At 73.5% G+C, this 19,335-nt stretch carries 21 protein-coding genes; 9 read left to right on the top strand and 12 right to left on the bottom strand.

All coding sequences use genetic code 11. The annotated features are described in order from the left end of the window. The first annotated feature begins 231 nt into the window (after nucleotides 1-231). The 5 genes from ACWCSU_RS24350 (at nucleotide 232) to ACWCSU_RS24370 (ending at nucleotide 4,633) form a co-directional block, all read left to right on the top strand. On the top strand, nucleotides 232-1,389 hold the full coding sequence (locus ACWCSU_RS24350) for a Cmx/CmrA family chloramphenicol efflux MFS transporter (protein WP_449937696.1): 1,158 nt from the start codon (nucleotides 232-234) through the stop codon (nucleotides 1,387-1,389). 149 nt (nucleotides 1,390-1,538) lie between these two features. Next, complete coding sequence (locus tag ACWCSU_RS24355) at nucleotides 1,539-1,952, top strand: TOBE domain-containing protein (RefSeq protein WP_357699565.1); 414 nt, start codon at nucleotides 1,539-1,541, stop codon at nucleotides 1,950-1,952. Between the two features lie 10 nt (nucleotides 1,953-1,962). Beyond that, entirely contained in the window at nucleotides 1,963-2,763 is an 801-nt protein-coding gene (modA, locus tag ACWCSU_RS24360) for a molybdate ABC transporter substrate-binding protein (RefSeq protein ID WP_449937699.1), read from the top strand. An 80-nt stretch (nucleotides 2,764-2,843) separates the two neighbouring features. Beyond that, complete coding sequence (locus ACWCSU_RS24365) at nucleotides 2,844-3,605, top strand: ABC transporter permease (RefSeq protein WP_449938358.1); 762 nt, start codon at nucleotides 2,844-2,846, stop codon at nucleotides 3,603-3,605. Continuing rightward, nucleotides 3,602-4,633 carry an ABC transporter ATP-binding protein gene (locus tag ACWCSU_RS24370; protein WP_364091906.1) on the top strand — a complete coding sequence of 344 codons (1,032 nt, stop codon included), beginning with the start codon at nucleotides 3,602-3,604 and terminating at the stop codon, nucleotides 4,631-4,633. The genes ACWCSU_RS24365 and ACWCSU_RS24370 overlap by 4 nt, the downstream gene beginning before the upstream one ends. On the opposite strand, the gene ACWCSU_RS24375 is transcribed toward ACWCSU_RS24370, so the two are convergent. The 3 genes from ACWCSU_RS24375 to ACWCSU_RS24385 all read right to left on the bottom strand — a co-directional run bounded on the left by ACWCSU_RS24375 (nucleotide 4,621) and on the right by ACWCSU_RS24385 (nucleotide 9,418). After that, nucleotides 4,621-4,851: a hypothetical protein gene (locus ACWCSU_RS24375; RefSeq protein WP_449937702.1), complete on the bottom strand. Its 231-nt coding sequence runs from the start codon at nucleotides 4,849-4,851 to the stop codon at nucleotides 4,621-4,623. The two genes, ACWCSU_RS24370 and ACWCSU_RS24375, sit on opposite strands and share 13 nt — an antisense overlap. Nucleotides 4,852-4,922: 71 nt before the next feature. Continuing rightward, on the bottom strand, nucleotides 4,923-5,249 hold the full coding sequence (locus tag ACWCSU_RS24380; protein WP_449937705.1) for an STAS domain-containing protein: 327 nt from the start codon (nucleotides 5,247-5,249) through the stop codon (nucleotides 4,923-4,925). Continuing rightward, nucleotides 5,246-9,418 (bottom strand): SpoIIE family protein phosphatase, encoded by a 4,173-nt coding sequence (locus ACWCSU_RS24385; protein WP_449937707.1) that lies wholly within the window; start codon nucleotides 9,416-9,418, stop codon nucleotides 5,246-5,248. The genes ACWCSU_RS24380 and ACWCSU_RS24385 overlap by 4 nt, the downstream gene beginning before the upstream one ends. 148 nt (nucleotides 9,419-9,566) lie before the next feature. Here ACWCSU_RS24385 and ACWCSU_RS24390 point away from each other — a divergent pair, with 148 nt between their 5' ends. Together ACWCSU_RS24390 and ACWCSU_RS24395 are read left to right on the top strand one after the other, a co-directional pair. Continuing rightward, entirely contained in the window at nucleotides 9,567-9,689 is a 123-nt protein-coding gene (locus ACWCSU_RS24390; protein ID WP_449937710.1) for a hypothetical protein, read from the top strand. Next, nucleotides 9,668-10,024 carry an STAS domain-containing protein gene (locus ACWCSU_RS24395; protein ID WP_449937713.1) on the top strand — a complete coding sequence of 119 codons (357 nt, stop codon included), beginning with the start codon at nucleotides 9,668-9,670 and terminating at the stop codon, nucleotides 10,022-10,024. Before ACWCSU_RS24390 ends, ACWCSU_RS24395 begins: the two co-directional genes overlap by 22 nt. 10 nt (nucleotides 10,025-10,034) lie before the next feature. Here the strand turns inward: ACWCSU_RS24395 and ACWCSU_RS24400 are convergent, their stop codons facing one another. From ACWCSU_RS24400 to ACWCSU_RS24415, 4 genes are all read right to left on the bottom strand, one after another. Beyond that, a complete protein-coding gene (locus ACWCSU_RS24400; RefSeq protein ID WP_357699549.1) occupies nucleotides 10,035-10,790 on the bottom strand; it encodes a GntR family transcriptional regulator in 756 nt (251 codons plus the stop codon). 9 nt (nucleotides 10,791-10,799) lie between these two features. After that, complete coding sequence (gene trpA, locus ACWCSU_RS24405; protein ID WP_449937716.1) at nucleotides 10,800-11,597, bottom strand: tryptophan synthase subunit alpha; 798 nt, start codon at nucleotides 11,595-11,597, stop codon at nucleotides 10,800-10,802. Then, complete coding sequence (gene trpB, locus ACWCSU_RS24410) at nucleotides 11,594-12,748, bottom strand: tryptophan synthase subunit beta (RefSeq protein ID WP_449938360.1); 1,155 nt, start codon at nucleotides 12,746-12,748, stop codon at nucleotides 11,594-11,596. Before trpB ends, trpA begins: the two co-directional genes overlap by 4 nt. A gap of 152 nt (nucleotides 12,749-12,900) precedes the next feature. Then, the gene (locus ACWCSU_RS24415; RefSeq protein ID WP_357699543.1) at nucleotides 12,901-13,857 is read right to left on the bottom strand and encodes a helix-turn-helix transcriptional regulator; all 957 of its coding nucleotides are present in this window, start codon (nucleotides 13,855-13,857) and stop codon (nucleotides 12,901-12,903) included. Nucleotides 13,858-13,909: 52 nt separating this feature from the next. On the opposite strand from ACWCSU_RS24415, the gene ACWCSU_RS24420 reads away from it, so the two are divergent. Then, a complete protein-coding gene (locus ACWCSU_RS24420) occupies nucleotides 13,910-15,055 on the top strand; it encodes an epoxide hydrolase family protein (protein ID WP_449937719.1) in 1,146 nt (381 codons plus the stop codon). Between the two features lie 15 nt (nucleotides 15,056-15,070). On the opposite strand, the gene ACWCSU_RS24425 is transcribed toward ACWCSU_RS24420, so the two are convergent. From ACWCSU_RS24425 to ACWCSU_RS24440, 4 genes are all read right to left on the bottom strand, one after another. Then, a complete protein-coding gene (locus tag ACWCSU_RS24425; protein ID WP_357699539.1) occupies nucleotides 15,071-15,361 on the bottom strand; it encodes a DUF7701 domain-containing protein in 291 nt (96 codons plus the stop codon). Beyond that, nucleotides 15,358-15,849 (bottom strand): RipA family octameric membrane protein, encoded by a 492-nt coding sequence (locus ACWCSU_RS24430; protein ID WP_357699537.1) that lies wholly within the window; start codon nucleotides 15,847-15,849, stop codon nucleotides 15,358-15,360. The genes ACWCSU_RS24425 and ACWCSU_RS24430 overlap by 4 nt, the downstream gene beginning before the upstream one ends. A 3-nt stretch (nucleotides 15,850-15,852) precedes the next feature. After that, nucleotides 15,853-17,250, bottom strand: a complete 1,398-nt coding sequence (locus ACWCSU_RS24435) for a hypothetical protein (RefSeq protein ID WP_449937724.1) — start codon at nucleotides 17,248-17,250, stop codon at nucleotides 15,853-15,855. A gap of 192 nt (nucleotides 17,251-17,442) precedes the next feature. Further along, nucleotides 17,443-18,213 carry an alpha/beta fold hydrolase gene (locus tag ACWCSU_RS24440; protein WP_449937727.1) on the bottom strand — a complete coding sequence of 257 codons (771 nt, stop codon included), beginning with the start codon at nucleotides 18,211-18,213 and terminating at the stop codon, nucleotides 17,443-17,445. A 57-nt stretch (nucleotides 18,214-18,270) separates the two neighbouring features. Between ACWCSU_RS24440 and ACWCSU_RS24445 the strand changes: the two genes are divergently transcribed. After that, nucleotides 18,271-18,957 (top strand): TetR/AcrR family transcriptional regulator C-terminal domain-containing protein, encoded by a 687-nt coding sequence (locus tag ACWCSU_RS24445; RefSeq protein ID WP_449937729.1) that lies wholly within the window; start codon nucleotides 18,271-18,273, stop codon nucleotides 18,955-18,957. 1 nt (nucleotide 18,958) lies between these two features. Here ACWCSU_RS24445 and ACWCSU_RS24450 read toward each other — a convergent pair whose 3' ends face one another. After that, entirely contained in the window at nucleotides 18,959-19,057 is a 99-nt protein-coding gene (locus ACWCSU_RS24450) for a LuxR C-terminal-related transcriptional regulator (protein WP_449937731.1), read from the bottom strand. Between the last annotated feature and the right edge of the window lie 278 nt (nucleotides 19,058-19,335).

A 19,335-nucleotide genomic window follows, 5' to 3' on the forward strand; every position in this document is an offset into this window, starting at 1 on the left:
AGACTCTAGCCACCGATCGTCGGTGGCTTCTCGTGATGTCAAACGGCAGCGCCGTCGCTGAGACCGCGCGCCCTCCCGTCACCGGATCACCTTCGCACGGACCGATTCCTCCCGGGCGTTCCGCCACCGTCGTGGCGTCGAACCCGGGCCTCTCCCCTTCGCGGTAGCGCCCGCGCCCTGCTGTGCCGCCGGCGCGCCGCGTTCCTTCGTGCAGCTCTTGGAGTTCCGCTCGTGCCTTTCGCCATCTACGTTCTCGGGCTGGCCGTGTTCGCCCAGGGAACGTCGGAGTTCATGCTGTCCGGGCTGGTCCCGGCCATCGCCGCAGACCTGGGCGTGTCCGTCCCGGCCGCCGGCGCGCTGACGTCCGCGTTCGCCGCGGGCATGGTCGTCGGGGCGCCGCTCATGGCGCTGCTCAGCCTGCGCCGGCCGCGCCGGCAGTCCCTGCTCGTCTTCCTCGTCGCGTTCGTGCTCGTGCACGTCGTGGGCGCGCTCACCGATGACTTCGCCGTGCTGCTGGTCACCCGGATCCTCGGGGCGCTGGCCAACGCCGGTTTCCTCGCCGTGGGCCTGGCCACGGCGGCCGGCATGGTCGCGCCGGACGCCAAGGGGCGGGCCACGTCCGTCCTGGTCGGCGGGATCACGCTGGCGTGCGTCGCCGGGGTGCCCGCCGGGGCCGTGCTCGGCCAGGCGTTCGGCTGGCGGTCGGCGTTCTGGGCGGTGGCCCTGATCTCGCTGCCGGCCGTCCTCGCCGTCGTGCGGTCGGTGCCGGGCGGCGGGCAGGAGACGGCCCGCCCCCGCGCCCGGCAGGAGCTGCGCGCGCTGCGCGAGCCGCGCCTGGCGGTCGCGCTGACGCTCGGCGCGCTGGTCAACGCCGCCACCTTCTGCACCTTCACCTTCCTGTCGCCGCTGGTCACCGAGGTGAGCGGGTTCTCGGAGGGGTGGGTTCCGGTGCTGCTGGCGCTGTTCGGGCTGGGGTCGTTCGCCGGGGTGACCGCCGCCGGCCGCTTGTCCGACACTCGCCCGGCGCTGGTCCTCGTCGCGGGCGGGCTCGCCCTTCCGGTCGGTTGGGCGCTCTTCGCGTACGCGGCGGGTCATCCGGTCGCGGTGTTCGTACTCGTCTTCGTCCAGGGGGCGCTGTCCTTCGCGGTCGGCTCGACCCTGATCGCCCGCGTCCTGTACGCGGCGGCCGCAGCGCCCTCGCTCGGCGGTTCCTTCGCCACCGCCGCGCTCAACGTCGGGGCCACCGCCGGCCCGGCCCTCGGCGGCGCGGCCATCGCCGCCGGGCTCGGCTACCGGTCCGCGCTGTGGGTCAGCGCGCTGCTGGTGGTCGCGGCCCTGCCCGTGGCGGCCCTGGCCCACAGGTCGTCCGCGAGCGTCACGCCCCGCTGAGCGAGAGGGGAAGATGGTCCGGCGGCAGTGACGGACGCGGTCGCCGGGTGTGCTCTCGTGGATGCCAGGGCACACCCGGCGATCAGGTCGCTGTTGCATGGCCTGACCGGTCTTCAGGGTGGAATATGCGGAAGGTAGGGTGTGGGCTTGTGACGACGTTTCGGATCAGCGAGGCCGCGGCGCTGCTCGGGGTCAGCTCCGACACCGTCCGCCGGTGGGTCGACGCGGGCCGGCTGGCGGCCGGGCGCGACGAGCACGGCCACCGGCGGGTCGACGGCGCCGATCTGGCGGCCTTCGCCCGTTCGCAGATCGAGGCCGACGGCGAGGGCGGGCGCTCCTCGGCGCGCAACCGCTTCCGCGGGATCGTGACCGAGGTGATCCGCGACGCGGTGATGGCCCAGGTGGAGATCGCCGCCGGGCCGTTCCGGGTGGTGTCGCTGATGAGCCGCCAGGCGGCCGACGAGCTGGGCCTGGAGGTGGGGGTGGTGGCGGTCGCCGTGATCAAGTCCACCAACGTCGTCGTGGAGATCCCCGGCCACGAACGCGTGGCCACTCAGGTGTGAGGAGCCCCCCTTGAAGTTCAGGCGTCTTTCCCGATGGGCGATCGTCCTGCCCGTCGCGGTCACGCTGGCGGGCCTGGCCGGCTGCGGCTCCGGCACGCCGGCCACGTCCGCCTCCTCGGCCCCCGCGTCGTCGGCGGGCGGCGGAGAGCTGACGGTGTTCGCGGCGGCGTCGCTGACCGGCACGTTCACCGAGCTCGGCAAGAGCTTCGAGAGCGCCCACCCGGGCACGACGGTGAAGTTCAACTTCGGCTCCAGCGCCACCCTGGCCCAGCAGATCGTCCAGGGCGCCCCGGCCGACGTGTTCGCCGCGGCCAGCCCCGCCACCATGAAGACGGTCACCGACGCCTCCCTGGCGGGCGCGCCGACCACCTTCGTCCGCAACAAGTTGCAGATCGCGGTGCCGGCCGACAACCCGGCCAAGGTCGACGAGCTGAAGGACCTGGCCGACCCGAAGGTGAAGGTGGCGCTCTGCGCCGAGCAGGTGCCGTGCGGCGCCGCCGCCGTCAAGGCGCTCGGCGCGGCCGGCCTCACGGTCAAGCCGGTGACCCTGGAGCAGGACGTCAAGGCCACGCTCACCAAGGTGCAGCTGGGCGAGGTGGACGCCGCCCTGGTCTACCGGACCGACGTGATCGCCTCCGGCGGCAAGGTGACCGGCATCGACTTCCCCGAGGCCGGCCAGGCGATCAACGACTACCCGATCGCCGTCCTGACCAAGGCGCCGGCCGCCGGCCTGGCCAAGCAGTTCGTCGACCTGGTGCTGTCCCCGCAGGGCAAGGACGTGCTGACCAAGGCCGGTTTCGAGGCCCCGTGACCTCTTCGTCCGGACGGCCCGTGGCGGAACCGCATGGCAAGCCCGCCACCGGCCGCGAGATCGCCGGGCGGGCGCCGTGGATGCTGGTCCTGCCAGCGCTGGCGGGGCTGGCGTTCCTGGTGCTGCCGCTGGCCGGGCTGCTGATCCGGGCCCCCTGGTCCACGCTGCTCCAGCGGCTGGCCGAGCCGCAGGTGCTGGAGGCGCTGCGGCTCTCGCTGGGCTGCGCCACCGTCGCCACGGCCTTCTGCCTGCTGCTCGGCGTGCCGCTGGCCTGGTTGCTGGCCCGGGTGACGTTCCCGGGGCGGCGGCTGGTGCGCGCGCTGGTCACCGTGCCGCTGGTGCTGCCGCCGGTGGTCGGCGGGGTGGCGCTGCTGCTGGTGCTGGGCCGGCGCGGCCTGGCCGGGCAGTGGCTGGAGTCCGCCTTCGGCATCTCGCTGCCGTTCACGACGGCGGGGGTGATCGTCGCCGAGGCGTTCGTCGCGATGCCCTTCCTGGTGATCAGCGTGGAGGGCGCCCTGCGCGGCGCCGACCAGCGTTTCGAGGAGGCCGCCGCGACGCTCGGCGCCTCCCGCTGGACGGTGTTCCGGCGGGTGACGCTGCCCATGGTCATGCCGGGCGTGGTGGCCGGGGCCGTGTTGTGCTGGGCGCGGGCGCTGGGCGAGTTCGGGGCGACGATCACGTTCGCCGGGAACTTCCCCGGCACGACCCGGACGATGCCGCTGGCCGTCTACCTGGCGCTGGAGACCGAGCCGGAGGCGGCGATCGTGCTCAGCCTGGTGCTGCTGGCCGTCTCGGTGGTCATCCTGGCGAGCCTGCGCGACCGGTGGGTGAGCACGCCATGACCCTCGACGCCCACCTGGTCGTCACCCGGCCCGCCTTCACCCTCGACGTCGCGTTGCGGGTCGCCGCCGGGGAGGTGGTGGCGCTGCTCGGCCCTAATGGCGCGGGCAAGACCACCGCCCTGCGCGCCCTGGCCGGGCTCACCCCGATGACCGCCGGGCACATCGGCCTGCGCGGCGCGCCGCTGCACACGCTGCCCGCCGAGGACCGTCCGATCGGCATGGTCTTCCAGGACTACCTGCTCTTCCCGCACCTGTCGGCGCTCGACAACGTCGCCTTCGGGCCGCGCTGCCAGGGCGTGCCCAAGGCCGAGGCCCGCCGGATCGCCGCCGCCTTGCTGGAGCGCGTCGGCCTGGCCGCCCACGCCGCCGCCAGGCCCCGGCGGCTGTCGGGCGGCCAGGCGCAGCGGGTCGCGCTCGCCCGCGCGCTGGCCGTGCGGCCCGAGCTGTTGCTGCTGGACGAGCCCCTGGCCGCGCTCGACGCCCACACCCGGCTGGAGATCCGCTCCCAGCTCCGTCGCCACCTGGCCGACTTCGACGGCGCGACCGTGCTGGTCACCCACGACCCCCTCGACGCGATGGTGCTGGCCGACCGGCTGATCGTCATCGAGGGCGGCGCGGTCGTCCAGGAGGGCTCGCCGGCCGAGGTCGCCCGCCATCCGCGCACCGACTACGTGGCCCGCCTGGTCGGGCTCAACCTCTATCGCGGCGTGGCCGACGGCGCCGGGGTCAAGGTCGGCGAGGTGCTGCTGCACGCGTCCGAGGAGCTGGACGGGCCCGCGTTCGTGGCGTTCCCGCCCGCCGCCGTGGCGCTGTACCGCAGCCGTCCCGACGGCAGCCCGCGCAACCTCTGGCAGGCCCGGATCGAGGGCCTCGAACGGCACGGCGACAACGTGCGCGTGCACCTCGACGGCCCCCTCACCGCCTTCGCCGACATCACCCCCGCCGCCGTCGCCGACCTCGACCTGACCCCCGGCCAGCGGATCTGGGCCTCGGTCAAGGCCACCGAGACGCACGCCTACCCCGCATGAGCGAGCTCCCGCCGTACGTCGGGCCACGCACGGTGCTCCCATAGTCGGTCGTCCACGCAGACCCTGATGCCGGTGACGCCGCTGACGTGCCGGCCGCCGCACCGGTCGCCCGGCATCACCAGGTGCGGCCCTTGGTCGTCGAGGGGCCGGCAGTCCATGCCGACGGCCGGCATCGCCGGCGTGTTGCCGAACTCGGGGTCGAGTTCACTCCATGACACACTTACCTGCGAGGCCAAAACAGTGCAGCCCTCGCAGATGCCATGCCAGATGACCGAAAGCCCTTGGTTTCTCAGGCGTCGTGCCCGTCCGGTGACGGCTCGGCGTAGGTGATCTCCTCGACGGCGGCCACGTCGGCGAAGCCCGCGATCGTCAGGACGGGTTCGAGCAACGGGTTGGCGACCAGCCGGATCCGCGGGGCGTGCGTGAACAGGACGCTCAGGCCCGCGCTGTCCAGATACTCCACCCCGCGCAGGTCGACGAGCACCATGCTCTCGCCGGTCCTGATCAGCGCCTCCTCCAGGGCCCCGGCGTTGCTCATGTCGATCTCACCGGTGGCGGCGACGACCAGCGTGCCGTCGGGACGCGTCGAGGCCGTCAGGGTCAGAGGGGTGGTCATGAGCTGATCCTCGCATGCATGTCGACGGTGGTGCCGGCCGCGCCGGAGTTGATGGTGACCTCGTTCATCAGGGCGCGCATGAGCGCCACCCCACGGCCCCGATGCAGGCTCGCCTCGGGCTCCGGAGGCTTCCAGCGGCCGGAGTCGGCGACGATGAGGCGCAGGTCGCCCGGGGTCGCGACGGCCCGCAGGCGGATCGTCGCGCCGGGGGCGTCGCGGTGGCCGTGCTCGATCGCGTTGGCGCACGCCTCCCCCGCCGCCACCAGCACGTTCTGCACCTGCGAAGGGGCGAGCTGGCAGCGGGCCAGCCACTCCCGCAGGGCCGAGCGGACGGGGGCGAGCTGACTGGACTCGGCGGGGAAGTCCACCTCCAGCGGGCCGGGCTGGCGGTAGAGCAGCAGCGCGACGTCGTCGTTGAACCCGCCGTCGGGGGCGAGGGAGGACATGACGGCGCCGGCCAGCTCCTCCAGCGGGGTGGACCGCCCGACCTGGACGGCGGTGCTGGCCTCGCCGATGCCGTCGGTCAGCGGACGCCGCCGCCGCTCGACCAGCCCGTCGGTGTAGAGCAGGAGCGTGGACCGGGGCGGCATGGTGCAGCCGGCCTCCGTGCGCCCGCGCGTGGACCGTACGGCCAGCGGGGTCGAACGGCCGCCCTCCAGCAGCGCGGTCGTGCCGTCGGCGTGGGCCAGGATACCGGGGGGATGCCCGGCGCTGGCGTAGACGAGGTCGCCGGCGACGGTGTCCAGGACGCCGCAGAAGACGGTGGTGCACCTGGCGCCCGGGATGAGGGCGGCGAACCGGTCGAGCGCGGTGAGCACCTGGGCGGGCCCGGCGTCCTGGAGCAGCAGGGCCCGGCAGGCGCTGCGCAGCTGTCCCATGACGGCCGCGGCCCCCAGCCCGCGCCCCACGCAGTCGCCGACGACGATCCCGATGCGCTCCCCGGACAGCGGCACGATGTCGTACCAGTCGCCGCCGACCTCCAGCGGGCGGGTGGCCGGCTCGTAGCGCACGGCGAAGCCGCTGGGCAGCCGGGACGGCCCGAGGATGGCGCGCTGGAGCGCCACGGCCGCCTCCCGCTGCTGGTCGAGGTGGTGCACCCGGTGCAGGCCCTGGCCCAGGTGTCCGGCCAGCAGCGCCAGCAGGGTCTGGTCCTCGTGGGTGAACGGCCGGTTCTGGCCCAGGTCGATCCAGACGGCCAGCAGGCCCTCGGGATGTTCCAGGGTGATGCCGGCGCCGTCGGCCTCGGAGGCGACCGCCCGCAGGGGCGGCTGCCCGCGCAGGCCCGCGAGCCGGGCGCGCACCTGCTCCGGCAGGTCCCGCCAGCCGGGCCCGGACGGCGCGCCGACCGGGTCGCGGGCGCCGTCCTCGTCCCAGACGACGGCCGCGACCTGGCGGGCGTGCCAGACCTCCTGGAGCGCGTCCAGCCCGCCGGCCAGGGCGTCGTTCAGGTTGTCGGCCTGCGAGACCCGCAGGCTGAGCGCGGCCAGCGCGCTCTCGCGCTGCACGAGGTAGTGCTCGGCGGTCACGTCGCGCATGGTGCCCACGACGCGGCGGCGGCGGGTGTCGGGGTCGGTGACCGCGTTGAACGTGACCGCGACCCACACCTGGTGCCCGTCACGGTGGGTGAGGGGGATGATCGCGCTGCCCCTGCCGTCGCCGACGAGCCGGTCGAACACCGCGGCGACCTGGGCGTGGGCCTGCGGGGTGCTCTCCTCCTCCGGCCACCACGGGTGCCGGGGGGTGTAGGGCAGACCCTCGGGGCCGTAGCCGAGGATGTCGGTGAACGCGGAGTTGATCTCGATCACCGCGCCGTCCGCGTCGGTGACGAAGAACGCCTCCTGCAAGGAGTCGATCATGGCGTTGCGCCAGCGGGTGTGGTGGTTGCGCAACCGCGCCAGCTCCACGTTGGCCCGCGCCCGCGCCAGCAGCTCGGCGGCCGAGAACGGCTTGACCAGGTAGTCGTCCGCGCCCGCCTCCAGGCCCTCGATCGAGGCCTCCTGCCCGGCACGGGCCGACAGCAGCAGCACGGGCACCCCCGCGGTACGCGGATCGGCCCGCAGCGCCGCGACCAGGGCCAGGCCGTCCAGGCGCGGCATCATCACGTCGCTGACCACGAGGTCGGGCTCGTCGGCGTGCACGGCGTCCAGCGCCTGGAGTCCGTCGCCGACGGCGGTGACCTGGTAACCGGCGCCCTTGAGCAGCCGGACGAGGTACTCGCGCATGTCCCTGTTGTCGTCGGCGATCAGCACCCGGGCCGGCGTGCCGTCGCTCAGCCCCGGCGGGCCGTCGCCGTCCGCCGAGACGTCGGAGGAGGACGTCCCGGCGGCGCTGTCGTCCTCGGGCAGCCAGCGCAGCGCCTCCTGCACGAACGGCTCGGCGCCGGCCGAGACCGCGTCCGCCGGGCGGGCCGGGATCAGGCTGCCGGGCGGAAGATGGCCGGCGCCGAACGGCAGCCGGATGGTGAAGGTCGTGCCCTCGTTCTCGGCGCTCTCGGCGGTGATGGTGCCGCCGTGCAGGCCGACCAGCTCCTGGACGAGGGCCAGCCCGATGCCGCTGCCCTCGTTGGAGCGCGAGCGGGCGCTCTCGATCCGGTGGAACCGTTCGAACAGGCGCGGCAGCTCCTCGGCCGGGACGCCGATGCCCGTGTCGGAGACGGTCACCACGGCCCCGCCGTCCCGTACGCCCACCCGGACGGCGATCGAGCCCTCGAAGGTGAACTTCAGCGCGTTGCTGAGCAGGTTGAGCACGACCTTCTCCCACATGGTCCGGTCGACGTAGACCGGCTCGTCCAGCGGCGGGCAGTCCACCTCGAACGACAGGCCGGCCTTGTCGACCGCCGAGCGGAAGACGCTGGCCAGGTCGGCGGTCACCACCGCCAGGTCGACCGGCTCGTAGCGGGCCTGCATGCGGCCGGCCTCGATGCGGGAGAAGTCGAGCAGCGTGTTGACCAGCCGGCCCAGCCGCAGGGCGTTGCGGTGGACGACCTCCAGGTCCTGGCGCACCTCGGGGGCCGCGCCGGTCAGGGTGTTCCGCAACTCCTGCACCGGGCCCATGATCAGGGTGAGCGGCGTGCGGAACTCGTGGCTGATGTTGGAGAAGAAGACGGTCTTGGCCCGGTCGAGCGCGGCCAGCTCCTCGGCCCGCCGCTGCTGGGCCTGGTAGCTGCGGGCCGAGGAGATGCCGGTGGCGACGTGCCCGGCGGCCAGCTCGATGAACCCGCGGTAGGCGTCGTCCAGGGAGCGGTAGCGGTTGAGCGCGGCCACCAGGAACCCGTACGGCATGCCGCCCTGTTGCAGCAGCGGCACCACCAGCGCCCGCGTGGGCGGCTCCGGCCAGTTCCCCGGCGGCAGCGCGGTGTACGGGGCCGCGTCGAGCGCCACGAGCGCCGCCTCGCCGCGGGCCGGGGCCTGCGCCGGCCACACCGCTTCAGGGTCGCCGGGCGTGACGGTGTCCGGGGCGGCCGGATGCCCGGCGGGCAGCCCCGTCGCCCCGGCCAGCCGCGCCCGGCCGTCGCCGTCGAACAGGTAGGTCAGGGTGAAGGGGAGGTCCTGGAGGTTGCGGCCGAGCTGGCGGCAGGCGAAGGTGAGCATCTCCTGCTCGGTGCGCACCACGCTGGGGTCGGAGCCGAGGTCGCGCAGGGTGGCCATGCGGCGTTCGCCGATGACCCGCTCGGTCTCCTCGCTGACCACGCAGAGCATGCCGACCACCGAGCCGTTGTCGTCGCGCAGCGGGCTGTAGGAGAAGGTGTGGTACGTCTCCTCCGGGTAGCCGGCCCGCTCCAGGAACAGCAGCAGCGCCTCGTCCCAGGTGGCCTTCCCGGTGGACAGGACGGCGTCGATCCGCGGGCCGATGTCCTCCCAGATCTCCGCCCACACCTCGCCGGCCGGCCGGCCCAGCGCCCACGGGTACTTCTGGCCCAGCGTGTCGCGGCGGTAGGCGGCGTTGCAGAAGAACGTCAGCTCCGGCCCCCACGCCATCCACATGGAGAACCGGGACGACAGCAGGATGCTCACCGCGGTCTTGAGGCTCTGCGGCCACTGCTCCGGGCGGCCCAGCGGGGTCGCCTCCCAGTCGACCTCGGCCAGGTCGCGGCCGACCTCGTCGTCCACGGTGAAGATCCCGGCCCCGGCCGCCGCCGGTCCCGGCTCACCGTGGTGGTCGCCTGTCATCCGGGTCCCCCTTCGGTTCGAGTGCGCCACGTGCTCTGCCCGCGATGGCGCCTTCAATGCGGTGGACCGGCAGGTCAGGCGTCACCTCGACCGTAGGTAGAATAGGCCAGACCACTCCGGGGGTCGGGCCTCCGCCCCTGCTCGGCGCATGCGCCGGCGGAGCGAGCGGAAGGAGCCGGACGTCAGCGCCGCCGTGCTCGCCCTGTCCGTCCCCGCCCGCTCGACGGGCGTCTCTCCCGAGGAGCCCCAGTGCAGCACGACCACGGCCTGAACATCGCCACCCGGCCGCCCTCCGGCCGCATCCGCATCCTGGAGGTGGCCGGCGACCTCGACCACCACACCTCCCCCCGCCTGCGCGAGGCCCTCGACGAGCTCGGCCTCGCGCCGGGCGACGGCCTGGTGATCGAGATGTCGGGGCTGCGGTTCTGCGACTCCACCGGCATCTCCGTGCTGGTCGGCGCGCACCAGCGGGCCCAGGAGGCGGACGCCGGCCTGGCGCTGGCCGGGCTCAGCTCCGACATCGAGCACGCGTTCAAGATCATGGGGTTGACCCGCCTGCTCTCCTTCCACGAGAACACCGACCAGGCCATCGCCGCCCTGCGGTGAGGCGAAGGCGTCAGCTGGTCGCCCGCCAGGTGAGCGAGAGCCCGGTGGCGGCGCGTTCGGTCCGGATCTCCATCATGGTGCCCAGGATGGTGGCATGGTCGGACACGACGGGAACGCCGTCCGGCAGGTAGGTGATCCGGGTGCTGACCAGCACGGCACTGCCTTCGGGCTCGTGCAGGCGGCGCGCGGCGGCCGGGTCGAGCAGTCCGGGCCGGACCACCTCCGACGCCCGCGCGACCGCCACCCCGGCGTCGGCGAGCGCGGTGTAGAGGGAGACGGCGGTGAAGTCGCGGTCGCGGATCTGGTCGGCCATCGGCCTGCGCACCCAGGACACCTGGTGGACGGCGGGACGCCCGGCGAACTCCCGGACCCGCTCCAGCCGCAGGGCCGTCTCGCCGGGTGGCAGCCGCAGCTCGGCGGCGATCCGGTCGGGAGCCCGGCGCATCGCCCGCCCGGCCACCACGGTACGCACGTCATGACCCTGTTCCCGCAGGTCGTCGGCCAGGCTGCGGAGCGAGCCGAGCTGGTAGGCCAGGTGCGGCGGAGCCACGTACGTGCCCTTGCCGGGCCGCTGCACGATCAGCCGCTCGTCGCTGAGCTCGCGCAACGCCTGGCGCAGCGTCATGAGAGTGACCCCGTAGGAGGCGCTCAGCTCCCGTTGCGGAGGAAGCGCCTGGCCGGGGGCGTAATGGCCCGACCGGATCTTCGCGGCGAGGTCGGCGGCGATGGCGCGGTATCTCGCCTCATGCCCGGCATCGGGGGTCATCGTGGTGCGTCACTCCTGGTCGAGGGCCCTCCGCAGGGTCGCAAGGAAGGCCCGCAGGTCGTCCGGCCCCGCTCCGTCGAGCACCCGCCGCATGACCGCGGCGCCGACCACCACTCCGTCGGCGTGCCGGCCGGCCTCCCGCGCCTGGTCAGGCGTGGAAATGCCAAATCCTAGCAAGATCGGCCGGTCGGTGTGGCGTCTGAGCCGCGCGGTGAGCTCGGCCGCCGAGCCGGCCAGGGTGGCCCGCTCGCCGGTGGTGCCCATCACCGACACCGCGTAGACGAATCCGCGGCTGCGGCGCGCGATCTCGGCCAGCCTCGGCTCCGGCGTCGCCGGGGAGGCCAGCAGGACCAGGTCGACCCCGGCGGCGGCGGCCACGCCGGCCAGCTCGTCGGCCTCGTGCACCGGCAGGTCGGGCACGATCAGGCCGTCGACGCCGGCCCGGCGCAGCGCCGCGCAGAACGCCTCGGGACCGTCGTGCAGCACCAGGTTGTAGTAGGTGCTGGCGACCAGCGGCACGCCCAGGTCCCGGACCTCGGCCAGGTCGGCGAGGATCCGGCGGGTGCTCGCCCCCCGGGCCAGCGCCGTCTCGCTCGCCTGCTGGACGGTGACGCCGTCGAGCGTGGGGTCGGAGAAGGGCAGGCCGACCTCGACGGCGTCCGCGCCGGCTGCGGCGAACGCCCGCAGGTACTGCGTCCAGCCGGGCGTGACGCCTCCGGTGACGTACGGCATGAGCAGGGCGCGGCCGGTGTCGCGGCGGGCACGCAGGTGGCGTTCGACCGTGCCGGGGGTCAGGGTGTGCGTCACAGCAGCTCCTTCAGGGTGGAGATGTCCTTGTCGCCCCGGCCGGACAGCGTCATCAGCACGGTCGACCCCGCGGGCAGTTCGCCGCCGGCCTCGCGGATCACCCAGGCCAGGGCGTGCGCCGATTCCAGCGCCGGGACGATCCCCTCGGTGCGCGCCAGCCGCAGCGCCGCGGCGACGGCCTCCTCGTCGGTCACCGTCACGTACCGGGCCCGGCCCAGCTCGCGCAGGTGGGCGTGCTCCGGGCCGACGCCCGGGTAGTCGAGCCCGGCGGCGATGGAGTGCGCCTCGACGATCTGCCCGTCGTCGTCCTGGAGGAACAGCGAGCGGCAGCCGTGCAGGACGCCGAGCCTGCCGAGGGTGGCCCCGGCGCCGCCCTCCGCCTCGACGCCGACGAAGCGGGCCGGGGTGTCGGCGAATCCGGCGAACGTGCCGGCCGCGTTGGAGCCGCCGCCGACGCACGCGACGACGTGGTCCGGCACGCCGGTCCGCAGCTCGGCGGCGAACTGCGCGCGGGCCTCGTCGCCGATGACCCGCTGGAACTCCCTGACCATCCACGGGTAGGGGTCGGGCCCGATGACCGAGCCGACGCAGTAGTGGGAGTCGCCGGTGGCGCCGACCCAGTGGCGCATGGCCTCGCTGGTGGCGTCCTTGAGCGTGCGGCTGCCGGTGCTGACGGGGACCACCTCGGCGCCCAGCATGCGCATGCGGAAGACGTTCAGGCTCTGCCGTTCGATGTCGCGTTCGCCCATGAAGACGGTGGCCTCCAGGCCGAGCAGCGCGGCGGCGGTCGCGGTGGCCACCCCGTGCTGGCCCGCCCCCGTCTCGGCGATGAGCCTGCGCCGTCCCATCCGCTGGGCGAGCAGCGCCTGGCCCAGCACGTTGTTGATCTTGTGGGAGCCGGTGTGGGTGAGGTCCTCGCGCTTGAGGAGGAGTCGCACGCCCAGCTCCTGCGACAGCCGGCGGGCCGGGGTCAGAGGGGTCGGCCGTCCGGCGTGCAGGGCGAGCAGTTCGGTCAGGGCGCCTCGGAAGCCGGGATCGGCCCACGCCTCCCGGAACGCCTCGTCCACCTCGCGGCACGCCTCCACCAGGGACTCCGGGGCGTACCGGCCGCCGTACTCGCCGAACCGGCCACGGGCGCCGGGCTCGCCCATGAGGCCGTCCGCCGGGACGGGCGCACGCCATGGCGACAGATTGGGCAGCACATTCACCTCGTTCTATAACTCTTGGAAGAGTTCTATAACAGTGAGTGTGACATGGGTGGGGTGCGCCGCGCCACCCCGGCCCCGCCCGCCAAGGCGTCGGGTCACGCCGGGCGGGCGGCGTCGAGGAGGCGGGCGCCGAGGTCGCGGACGTGCGCGACGAGCTCCGGCGGTTCGTGCACCTCGAACGGGACGCCGAGCTGCCCCACCCACATCACCAGCTCGTCCAGGGAGTTCGAGCCGGCGGACAGCACGCAGGAGCCGTCGTCGGCCGGCTCGATCACCGCCATGGTCGGCGGCATCCGGGCGGCGACGACGTCGGCCGGAGCCCGCACCGTGAACCGCCCCCGGTAACGGTAGGGATCGACGGAGATCCGCTCGGAGACGTAACGGGCGAGGTCGGGGCCGGGCGGCTCGCGGGGCGTGAAGCGCGGCCCGTTCGGGGTGCGCAGCCGCATCCGGTCGACGCGGAAGGTGCGCCAGTCGCCCCGGCCGGTGTCCCAGGCCACCAGGTACCAGCGGCGACCGGAGTTGACCAGCCGGTACGGCTCCGCGCCACGGCGATCCCGCGCGCCGTCGTGGGAGCGGTAGTCGAACCGCAGGCTCTCCCGGTGGCGGACCGCCGCGGCGATCGCCGTGAGCACGCCCGGGTCCACGGCCTCCGCCGCCCCCGTCAGCGGGACCGTGACCGAGCGCAGGTCGCCGACGCGGCTCCGGAGCCGGGACGGAAGCACCTGTTCGAGCTTGGCCAGAGCGCGCACCGACGTCTCCTGGATCCCCGTCACGCCGGAGACCGCCGCCGTGCCGAGCCCGATGGCGACCGCCACCGCCTCGTCGTCGTCGAGCAGCAGCGGCGGGAGCCCCGCCCCGGCGCCGAGCCGGTAGCCGGCCGTGCCCGGGGTGGCCTCCACGACGTAGCCGAGCTCGCGCAGCCGGTCGACGTCGCGGCGGATCGTACGGTGCGAGACGCCGAGCCGTTCGGCCAGCTCACCGCCCGACCACTCCCTGGGGGTCTGCAACAGCGACAACAAGCGCAACAGTCGTGCCGACGTCTCCAGCATGCCGTCCATGCTAGGACCGGAACTGTCCTAACCGGCCCCTAACGTGCTGGACATGAACGACGACCCGCGCATTCACCCGTTCCGCATCGACGTCCCGCAGGCCGAGCTCGACGACCTGCGCGCCCGCCTGGCGGCGACCCGCTGGCCGGACGAGCTGCCCGGCGTGGGCTGGTCCTACGGCGTCCCGGTCGGGCATGCCAGGAAGCTGGCCGAGCACTGGCGCACCACGTACGACTGGCGGGCCGCCGAGGAGCGGCTGAACGCCTTCGACCAGTTCACCACCCACATCGACGGCCAGAACGTGCACTTCCTGCACGTCCGCTCGCCCGAGCCCGGCGCGCTGCCGTTGATCGTCACGCACGGCTGGCCGGGCTCGGTCGCCGAGTTCATGGACGTCATCGGCCCGCTCGCCGACCCGGCGGTGCATGGCGGCGACCCGTCCGACGCCTTCCACGTCGTCGTCCCGTCGATCCCCGGGTTCGGCTTCTCCGGCCCCACCACCGAGACCGGCTGGGACCTGGAACGGGTCGCGCGGGCCTGGGCGGTGCTGATGGACCGGCTCGGCTACCACCGCTACGGCGCGCAGGGCGGCGACAGCGGCTCGGTGATCTCGCCGATGCTCGGCCGCGCCGCGCCCGCGAACGTCGTCGGCGTGCACGTCAACGGCGCGCTCGGATTCCCTTCCGGCGACCCGGCCGAGTTCCAGGGGCTCACCCCTGACGAGCTCGCCCGTCTGGGCCAGTACCAGGACCAGGACCGGGCCGGTTACGCCATCCTCCAGGCGACCCGGCCGCAGACCCTCGCGTTCGGCCTGCACGACTCCCCCGCCGCCCAGCTGGCGTGGATCGTGGAGAAGTTCAAGGAATGGACCGACCCCGCCCGCGAGCTGCCCGAGGACGCGGTCGACCTCGACCAGATGCTCACCGACGTGAGCATCTACTGGTTCACCCGAACCGCCGCCTCCGCCGCCCGCCTGTACAAGGAGGGGCAGAAGGGCTGGGGCGCGGTGGCCGAGTACTCCGGGCTGCCGCACGGCGTCGCCGTCTTCCCCGGGGACGCCGGAGTGCGGCGGATCGCCGAGCGCGAGCACAACGTGGTGCACTGGTCGCAGTTCGACCGGGGCGGCCACTTCGCCGCGATGGAGGCCCCCGACCTGCTCGTCGAGGACGTCAGGACCTTCTTCCGCCCCCTCCGCTGACCTCGGCGGACGGCGTCACCGCAGGCGCTGGGCGGCGGCCGCGCGGATGGCCACGGCGTACGGCTCGTCGGCCGCCCGGGTCGAGAGCGGCAGGTCCGAGAAGGGGACGAGCGCCGGATGGCCGGGATCGCGGGTGCTCATCCACGCCGACCAGGCATCGTGGACGTCCTCGGCGCTCACCTGCTCGCCCTTGGCCCGCAGCAGCACCGCGTACAGGACGAACAGCTCGGCGGCGTCGTCCGGCGGCGCGGCCTCGGCGGGCAGCAGGCTGCGGATCAGGCGCGCGTCGGCGTCCAGATAGTTCATGCCAAGAGTCTGCCTGCCAGCAGGAGCAGATGCAGCATCACGAACAGGCCGGGCACGATCCGCTCGGTGCTGCCCAGGTCGGCGTAGCGTCCGCGCCACGGCCCCGTACGGCTGGCCAGCAGCGCCTGCCACTCCTTCCCGAACGGCTGCACGGGAAGCTGCAGCTCGATCTCGTTGATGACGGCGAACTTGGCCCGGTTGAGATCGCGGTAGCTGCGCAACTGCACCCACCACGTGCCCGACAGCACCACCCCGACCAGCGCGAACACCATCGAGACCGGCAACGATCGCGCGCCGGTGAACAGCGACAACGCCGAGACCGACAGCAACGCGCTCTGGATGGACAGGAAGAAGGCGTTGGCCAGGGTGCGCCGGGCCGAGACCCGGTCGGCCATCTCCACCGCGAGCTTGTAGAGCTCGATCACCGGAGCCAGGTCGTCGCCGGGAGCGGACGGCGTGGACAGCTCGGCACGCGGGGCGGTCACCATCGATCACCTCAGTCGTTTCTGCGCATGGGACAGGATGTGGTACGTGGCTCTGTGGCCGCCGACCGGGACCTGGCCGACCAGCAGGGTCCTGGTGCCGTGGCCGGCGTTGGGCGAGCCGGGCGCCATCCTCGACCACGCGTGCCTGACGTGCGTGGTCAGGTAGCCGGTGTCGCTGCCGGTGTCGGCCAGGACGACGACGCGGTGGACGGGGTAACGGTCGATGACGCGCTGCAGCTCGTAGCCGGTGCCGATGTTCTCCTTCTGGAAGCCCGACAGGTCGATGACGACGAGGTCGGCCAGATCCAGGAGGGTGTCGACGGCGCGTTTCCAGTAGGCGCCGTGGCACAGGAAGGCGGACATGGGATAGCCGCCCTTGAAGTCCCAGACGGGCAGGGCTCTGCCGCCGACGTCCCTGATGAGGTGGAACCCGCGCGGCAGCGGCTCGAAGGAGCGCGCGTCGAGTTCGCGCCGCATGCGCTGGTCGGAGGCGACGAACAGGTTCCCGAGCGTCCCGGCGCGGCGCATCCGCACCAGGTCGGACCGGCGCACGGAGGCGGCGCTGCGCAGCAGGTGCACATACCCCCAGCGGCGGAAGGCCCCCTTGACGAAGTCGCGCATCCGCAGCTCGTTCTCGAACAGCCGGAAGTAGGCGATGTTCAGCGGCGGCAGGCCGAAGACGTTGCGGGTGGCGCTGACCTTGGGCAGGCCGAAGATGACGTCGCCGGGCGGCGCGTAGTTGGTGATCCTCAGCTCGGGGACGACCGGCGCGCGGTAGCGGGACAGGGCGGCGGTGGCGGGCGGCATCAGCTCGGCGAACGCCGGGTCCTGCGAGAGCTGGCGCACCTGCCAGGCCAGCAGCCGCCGCCGCGTGACGTCGACGCCCACCACGATCAGCACGACCAGCCCCACCCCGGTGGCCACGGAGGCGAACAGGATCGCGTCCTCCTCGCGCTGTCCCATCCGCTCGGGCGTGAGCAGGATGCCCAGTCCCACCATCGCCAGCGGGATGGCCACCCACGCCAGGACCAGCCCCAGGACGTTGCCCAGCGTGGCCCGGCCCGGTCTCGACCTCCGCAGGGCGGCGCCGTGCTCGGCCGAGGGCGGCAGCAGCAGCGCCTTGACCGGATCGCGCGCCTGCCGTCGCTGCGACAGCGCGATCCGCAGGCGGGCCACCCGCACGACCAGCGTGACGGTGAACAGCGCGCAGGCCAGGCCGGCGCCGGTGGACAGCAGGGGGAACAGGGCGGAGTCGCGGGGAATCTCCACGTAGACGTTCAGCTCGGGGCCCCAGCCGCTCCTGTAGGCGTGGGCCAGCGAGGCCACGCCTCCGGTGCAGAGGCCGCCGAGCAGGTTGCCGCGCGCTGCTTCGGCCTCGGCCGCGGGGTCGAGCCGGTACCGCATGATCCACCTCCGTTCCCACAGAGTGTGACCACCCAGGAGCCCCTGCGCCTGAGTAGCCCCTACTCAGGCGCCGCGGTGAATCGGAGTCCCTGCGGTACGGCCGCCTTGGTCTCCGGCCGCATGGCCCAAGTGTCGTGCGGCTGAGATCCGTCGGCAACATCGAATTCGGCGCCCCGCCCCTCGGGGGCGGGCTCAGTCGACGATCACCTTCTCGGCCAGCTCCCGGATGACGCGGGCCACCTCGGCCGGCTTCTTCAGGTCGGCTCCGTGATCACATCCGGACAGCACCACCCGCTCGGCGCGCGGCATCACGCGCTGGATGGCGTCCAGCCGCTCGGCCAGGTGCGCCGGGCTGAGCTCGCCGCCGAGCAGGACCGTGGGGACCTCGATCGCGGCGTAGGCGTCGAGGCGCACGCCCAGCCGGTCCATCGCCTCCAGGTCGTCGAGCTGCCTGGGGATCAGACGGCGGTAGTACGGGATGAGGGCCGTGATCGCGCCGCCGAGCCACGCCTGCCAGCCCGGCAGGCCGATGGTGCCCCGCAGGAAGACCGTCAACGCCTTGCCCGGCCTGCCCGACGCCATCGCCGCGCGAGCCCGCCGGAGCACCACGCCGCCCTCCCCCGACAGCGGCGGCCCGATCACCGCGGGCGGCTCGAAGATCACAGCGCCGGCGAACGAGGACGGCGAGGCCACCAGGGCCTCCAGCGCGACCACCGCGCCGGAGGAGTGGCCGTAGAGAACCACCGGCCCCCCGGCGGACCGTACGAGCGCCAGCAGGTCCTCGACCTCCTGCTCCACCTGGACGGGCGCGCCGCGCTCCGGCCGGTACTGCAGGCGGTCCGGTCGCAGCACCCGGTAGCGGCCGGACAGGAGCGCGGCCACCTTCCCGCATCGCCTCCCGTCGGACAGCCCCGGATGGACCATCACGATCGGCGGCCCCTGCCCCTCGTCGTGAACACCCACCGCGCCTCCTCACTTAGCATTGCTAAGGACGTCACTTAGCAACGCTAAGCTACGCGTATGCCCGACGACAAGAGGCCCGGCCTTACCAAGCAGACACTGATCGACACCGCACTTCGTCTGCTGGACGAGGTGGGGCTGGAAGGGCTCACGGTTCGGCGGCTCGCCGCGGAGCTCGGCGTCCGGTCCCCCGCGCTGTACTGGCACATCCGCACCAAGCAGGAACTGCTCGACGGGATGGCCGACGCGATCTGCCGGGCTCCGGGCATGGGGCCGCCCCGTGACGACGAGTCCTGGCAGGACTGGCTCCTGCGCCGCGCGCGGGCGTACCGTGCCACGCTGCTGGCCCGGCGTGACGGCGCACGCGTGGTCGCCCACGCCCGCTCACTGGGCCCCGAGACCGTGGCCCTGTTCGATCAGGAGCTGACGGCCATGGTCGAACGCGGCTTCACACCGGCCCTGGCGCTGCACACGATCGCCTCCCTGACCTACTACGTGAACGGATTCGTCCTCCAGGAGCAGGCTGCGGCGCCGACGCCGGGGTCCCTGGAGCAGGCGCCGGCCATGCTGCTGGCCGCCCTGCGCGAGGGCGGTGGGCCGGTCGGCGAGAAGGCGTTCGAACACGGCCTGCGCGTGTTCATCGACGGGACGTCCGCCGCGCTGTCCCCCGCCCCCGGCACCGGCCGGCAAGGCAACCGCACGCCCGGAAGCGCTGGCGGGGCGTCGCCACCTCCCCGCACTCCGTAGCTCAGAGGCTCTGACGGACGTGGTTCGCCGCCTCGGTTCGGTGGCGGACGCCGATCTTGGCGAAGGCGTTGTCGAGGTGCGTCCTCACCGTCGTCTCCACGATGACGGGGGTGGCCCTCGCATATGAGCTGCCCGTCGACCACCACCACCCTCATCCGGGCACCTCCGCTCTCACCAGCGCGGGCCCGGCGGAGGACGTCGCCGGCCGCGGTGGGCAGGGTGATGTGGTCGGTAGCGGTTAGCGGTCACCGGTGACGGGGACGTATCGGACTTGGGTGATGGCTTGGCGGTTACTGTGCGGGCTTGTGCCGGTCAGCCGTGACGGGCCGGAACCGGGGATTGGGGCTCCCATCCCGTGTGACAGGCCCGCCGCTGCGG

The organism is Nonomuraea sp. NPDC001699, assembly GCF_053596455.1.

Excerpts from the sequence above, each read along its gene's own strand:
- ACWCSU_RS24430 (WP_357699537.1), bottom strand. The coding sequence starts at position 15,849 with ATGGTGACCGCCCCGCGTGCCGAGCTGTCCACGCCGTCCGCTCCCGGC.
- ACWCSU_RS24415 (WP_357699543.1), bottom strand. The coding sequence starts at position 13,857 with ATGCTGGAGACGTCGGCACGACTGTTGCGCTTGTTGTCGCTGTTGCAG.
- ACWCSU_RS24385 (WP_449937707.1), bottom strand. The coding sequence starts at position 9,418 with ATGACAGGCGACCACCACGGTGAGCCGGGACCGGCGGCGGCCGGGGCC.
- trpB (WP_449938360.1), bottom strand. The coding sequence starts at position 12,748 with ATGGGCGAGCCCGGCGCCCGTGGCCGGTTCGGCGAGTACGGCGGCCGG.
- ACWCSU_RS24390 (WP_449937710.1), top strand. The coding sequence starts at position 9,567 with ATGCGCCGGCGGAGCGAGCGGAAGGAGCCGGACGTCAGCGCCGCCGTG.
- ACWCSU_RS24425 (WP_357699539.1), bottom strand. The coding sequence starts at position 15,361 with ATGAACTATCTGGACGCCGACGCGCGCCTGATCCGCAGCCTGCTGCCC.
- ACWCSU_RS24435 (WP_449937724.1), bottom strand. The coding sequence starts at position 17,250 with ATGCGGTACCGGCTCGACCCCGCGGCCGAGGCCGAAGCAGCGCGCGGC.
- ACWCSU_RS24370 (WP_364091906.1), top strand. The coding sequence starts at position 3,602 with ATGACCCTCGACGCCCACCTGGTCGTCACCCGGCCCGCCTTCACCCTC.
- ACWCSU_RS24445 (WP_449937729.1), top strand. The coding sequence starts at position 18,271 with ATGCCCGACGACAAGAGGCCCGGCCTTACCAAGCAGACACTGATCGAC.
- ACWCSU_RS24365 (WP_449938358.1), top strand. The coding sequence starts at position 2,844 with ATGCTGGTCCTGCCAGCGCTGGCGGGGCTGGCGTTCCTGGTGCTGCCG.
- ACWCSU_RS24420 (WP_449937719.1), top strand. The coding sequence starts at position 13,910 with ATGAACGACGACCCGCGCATTCACCCGTTCCGCATCGACGTCCCGCAG.
- ACWCSU_RS24380 (WP_449937705.1), bottom strand. The coding sequence starts at position 5,249 with ATGACCACCCCTCTGACCCTGACGGCCTCGACGCGTCCCGACGGCACG.
- ACWCSU_RS24400 (WP_357699549.1), bottom strand. The coding sequence starts at position 10,790 with ATGACCCCCGATGCCGGGCATGAGGCGAGATACCGCGCCATCGCCGCC.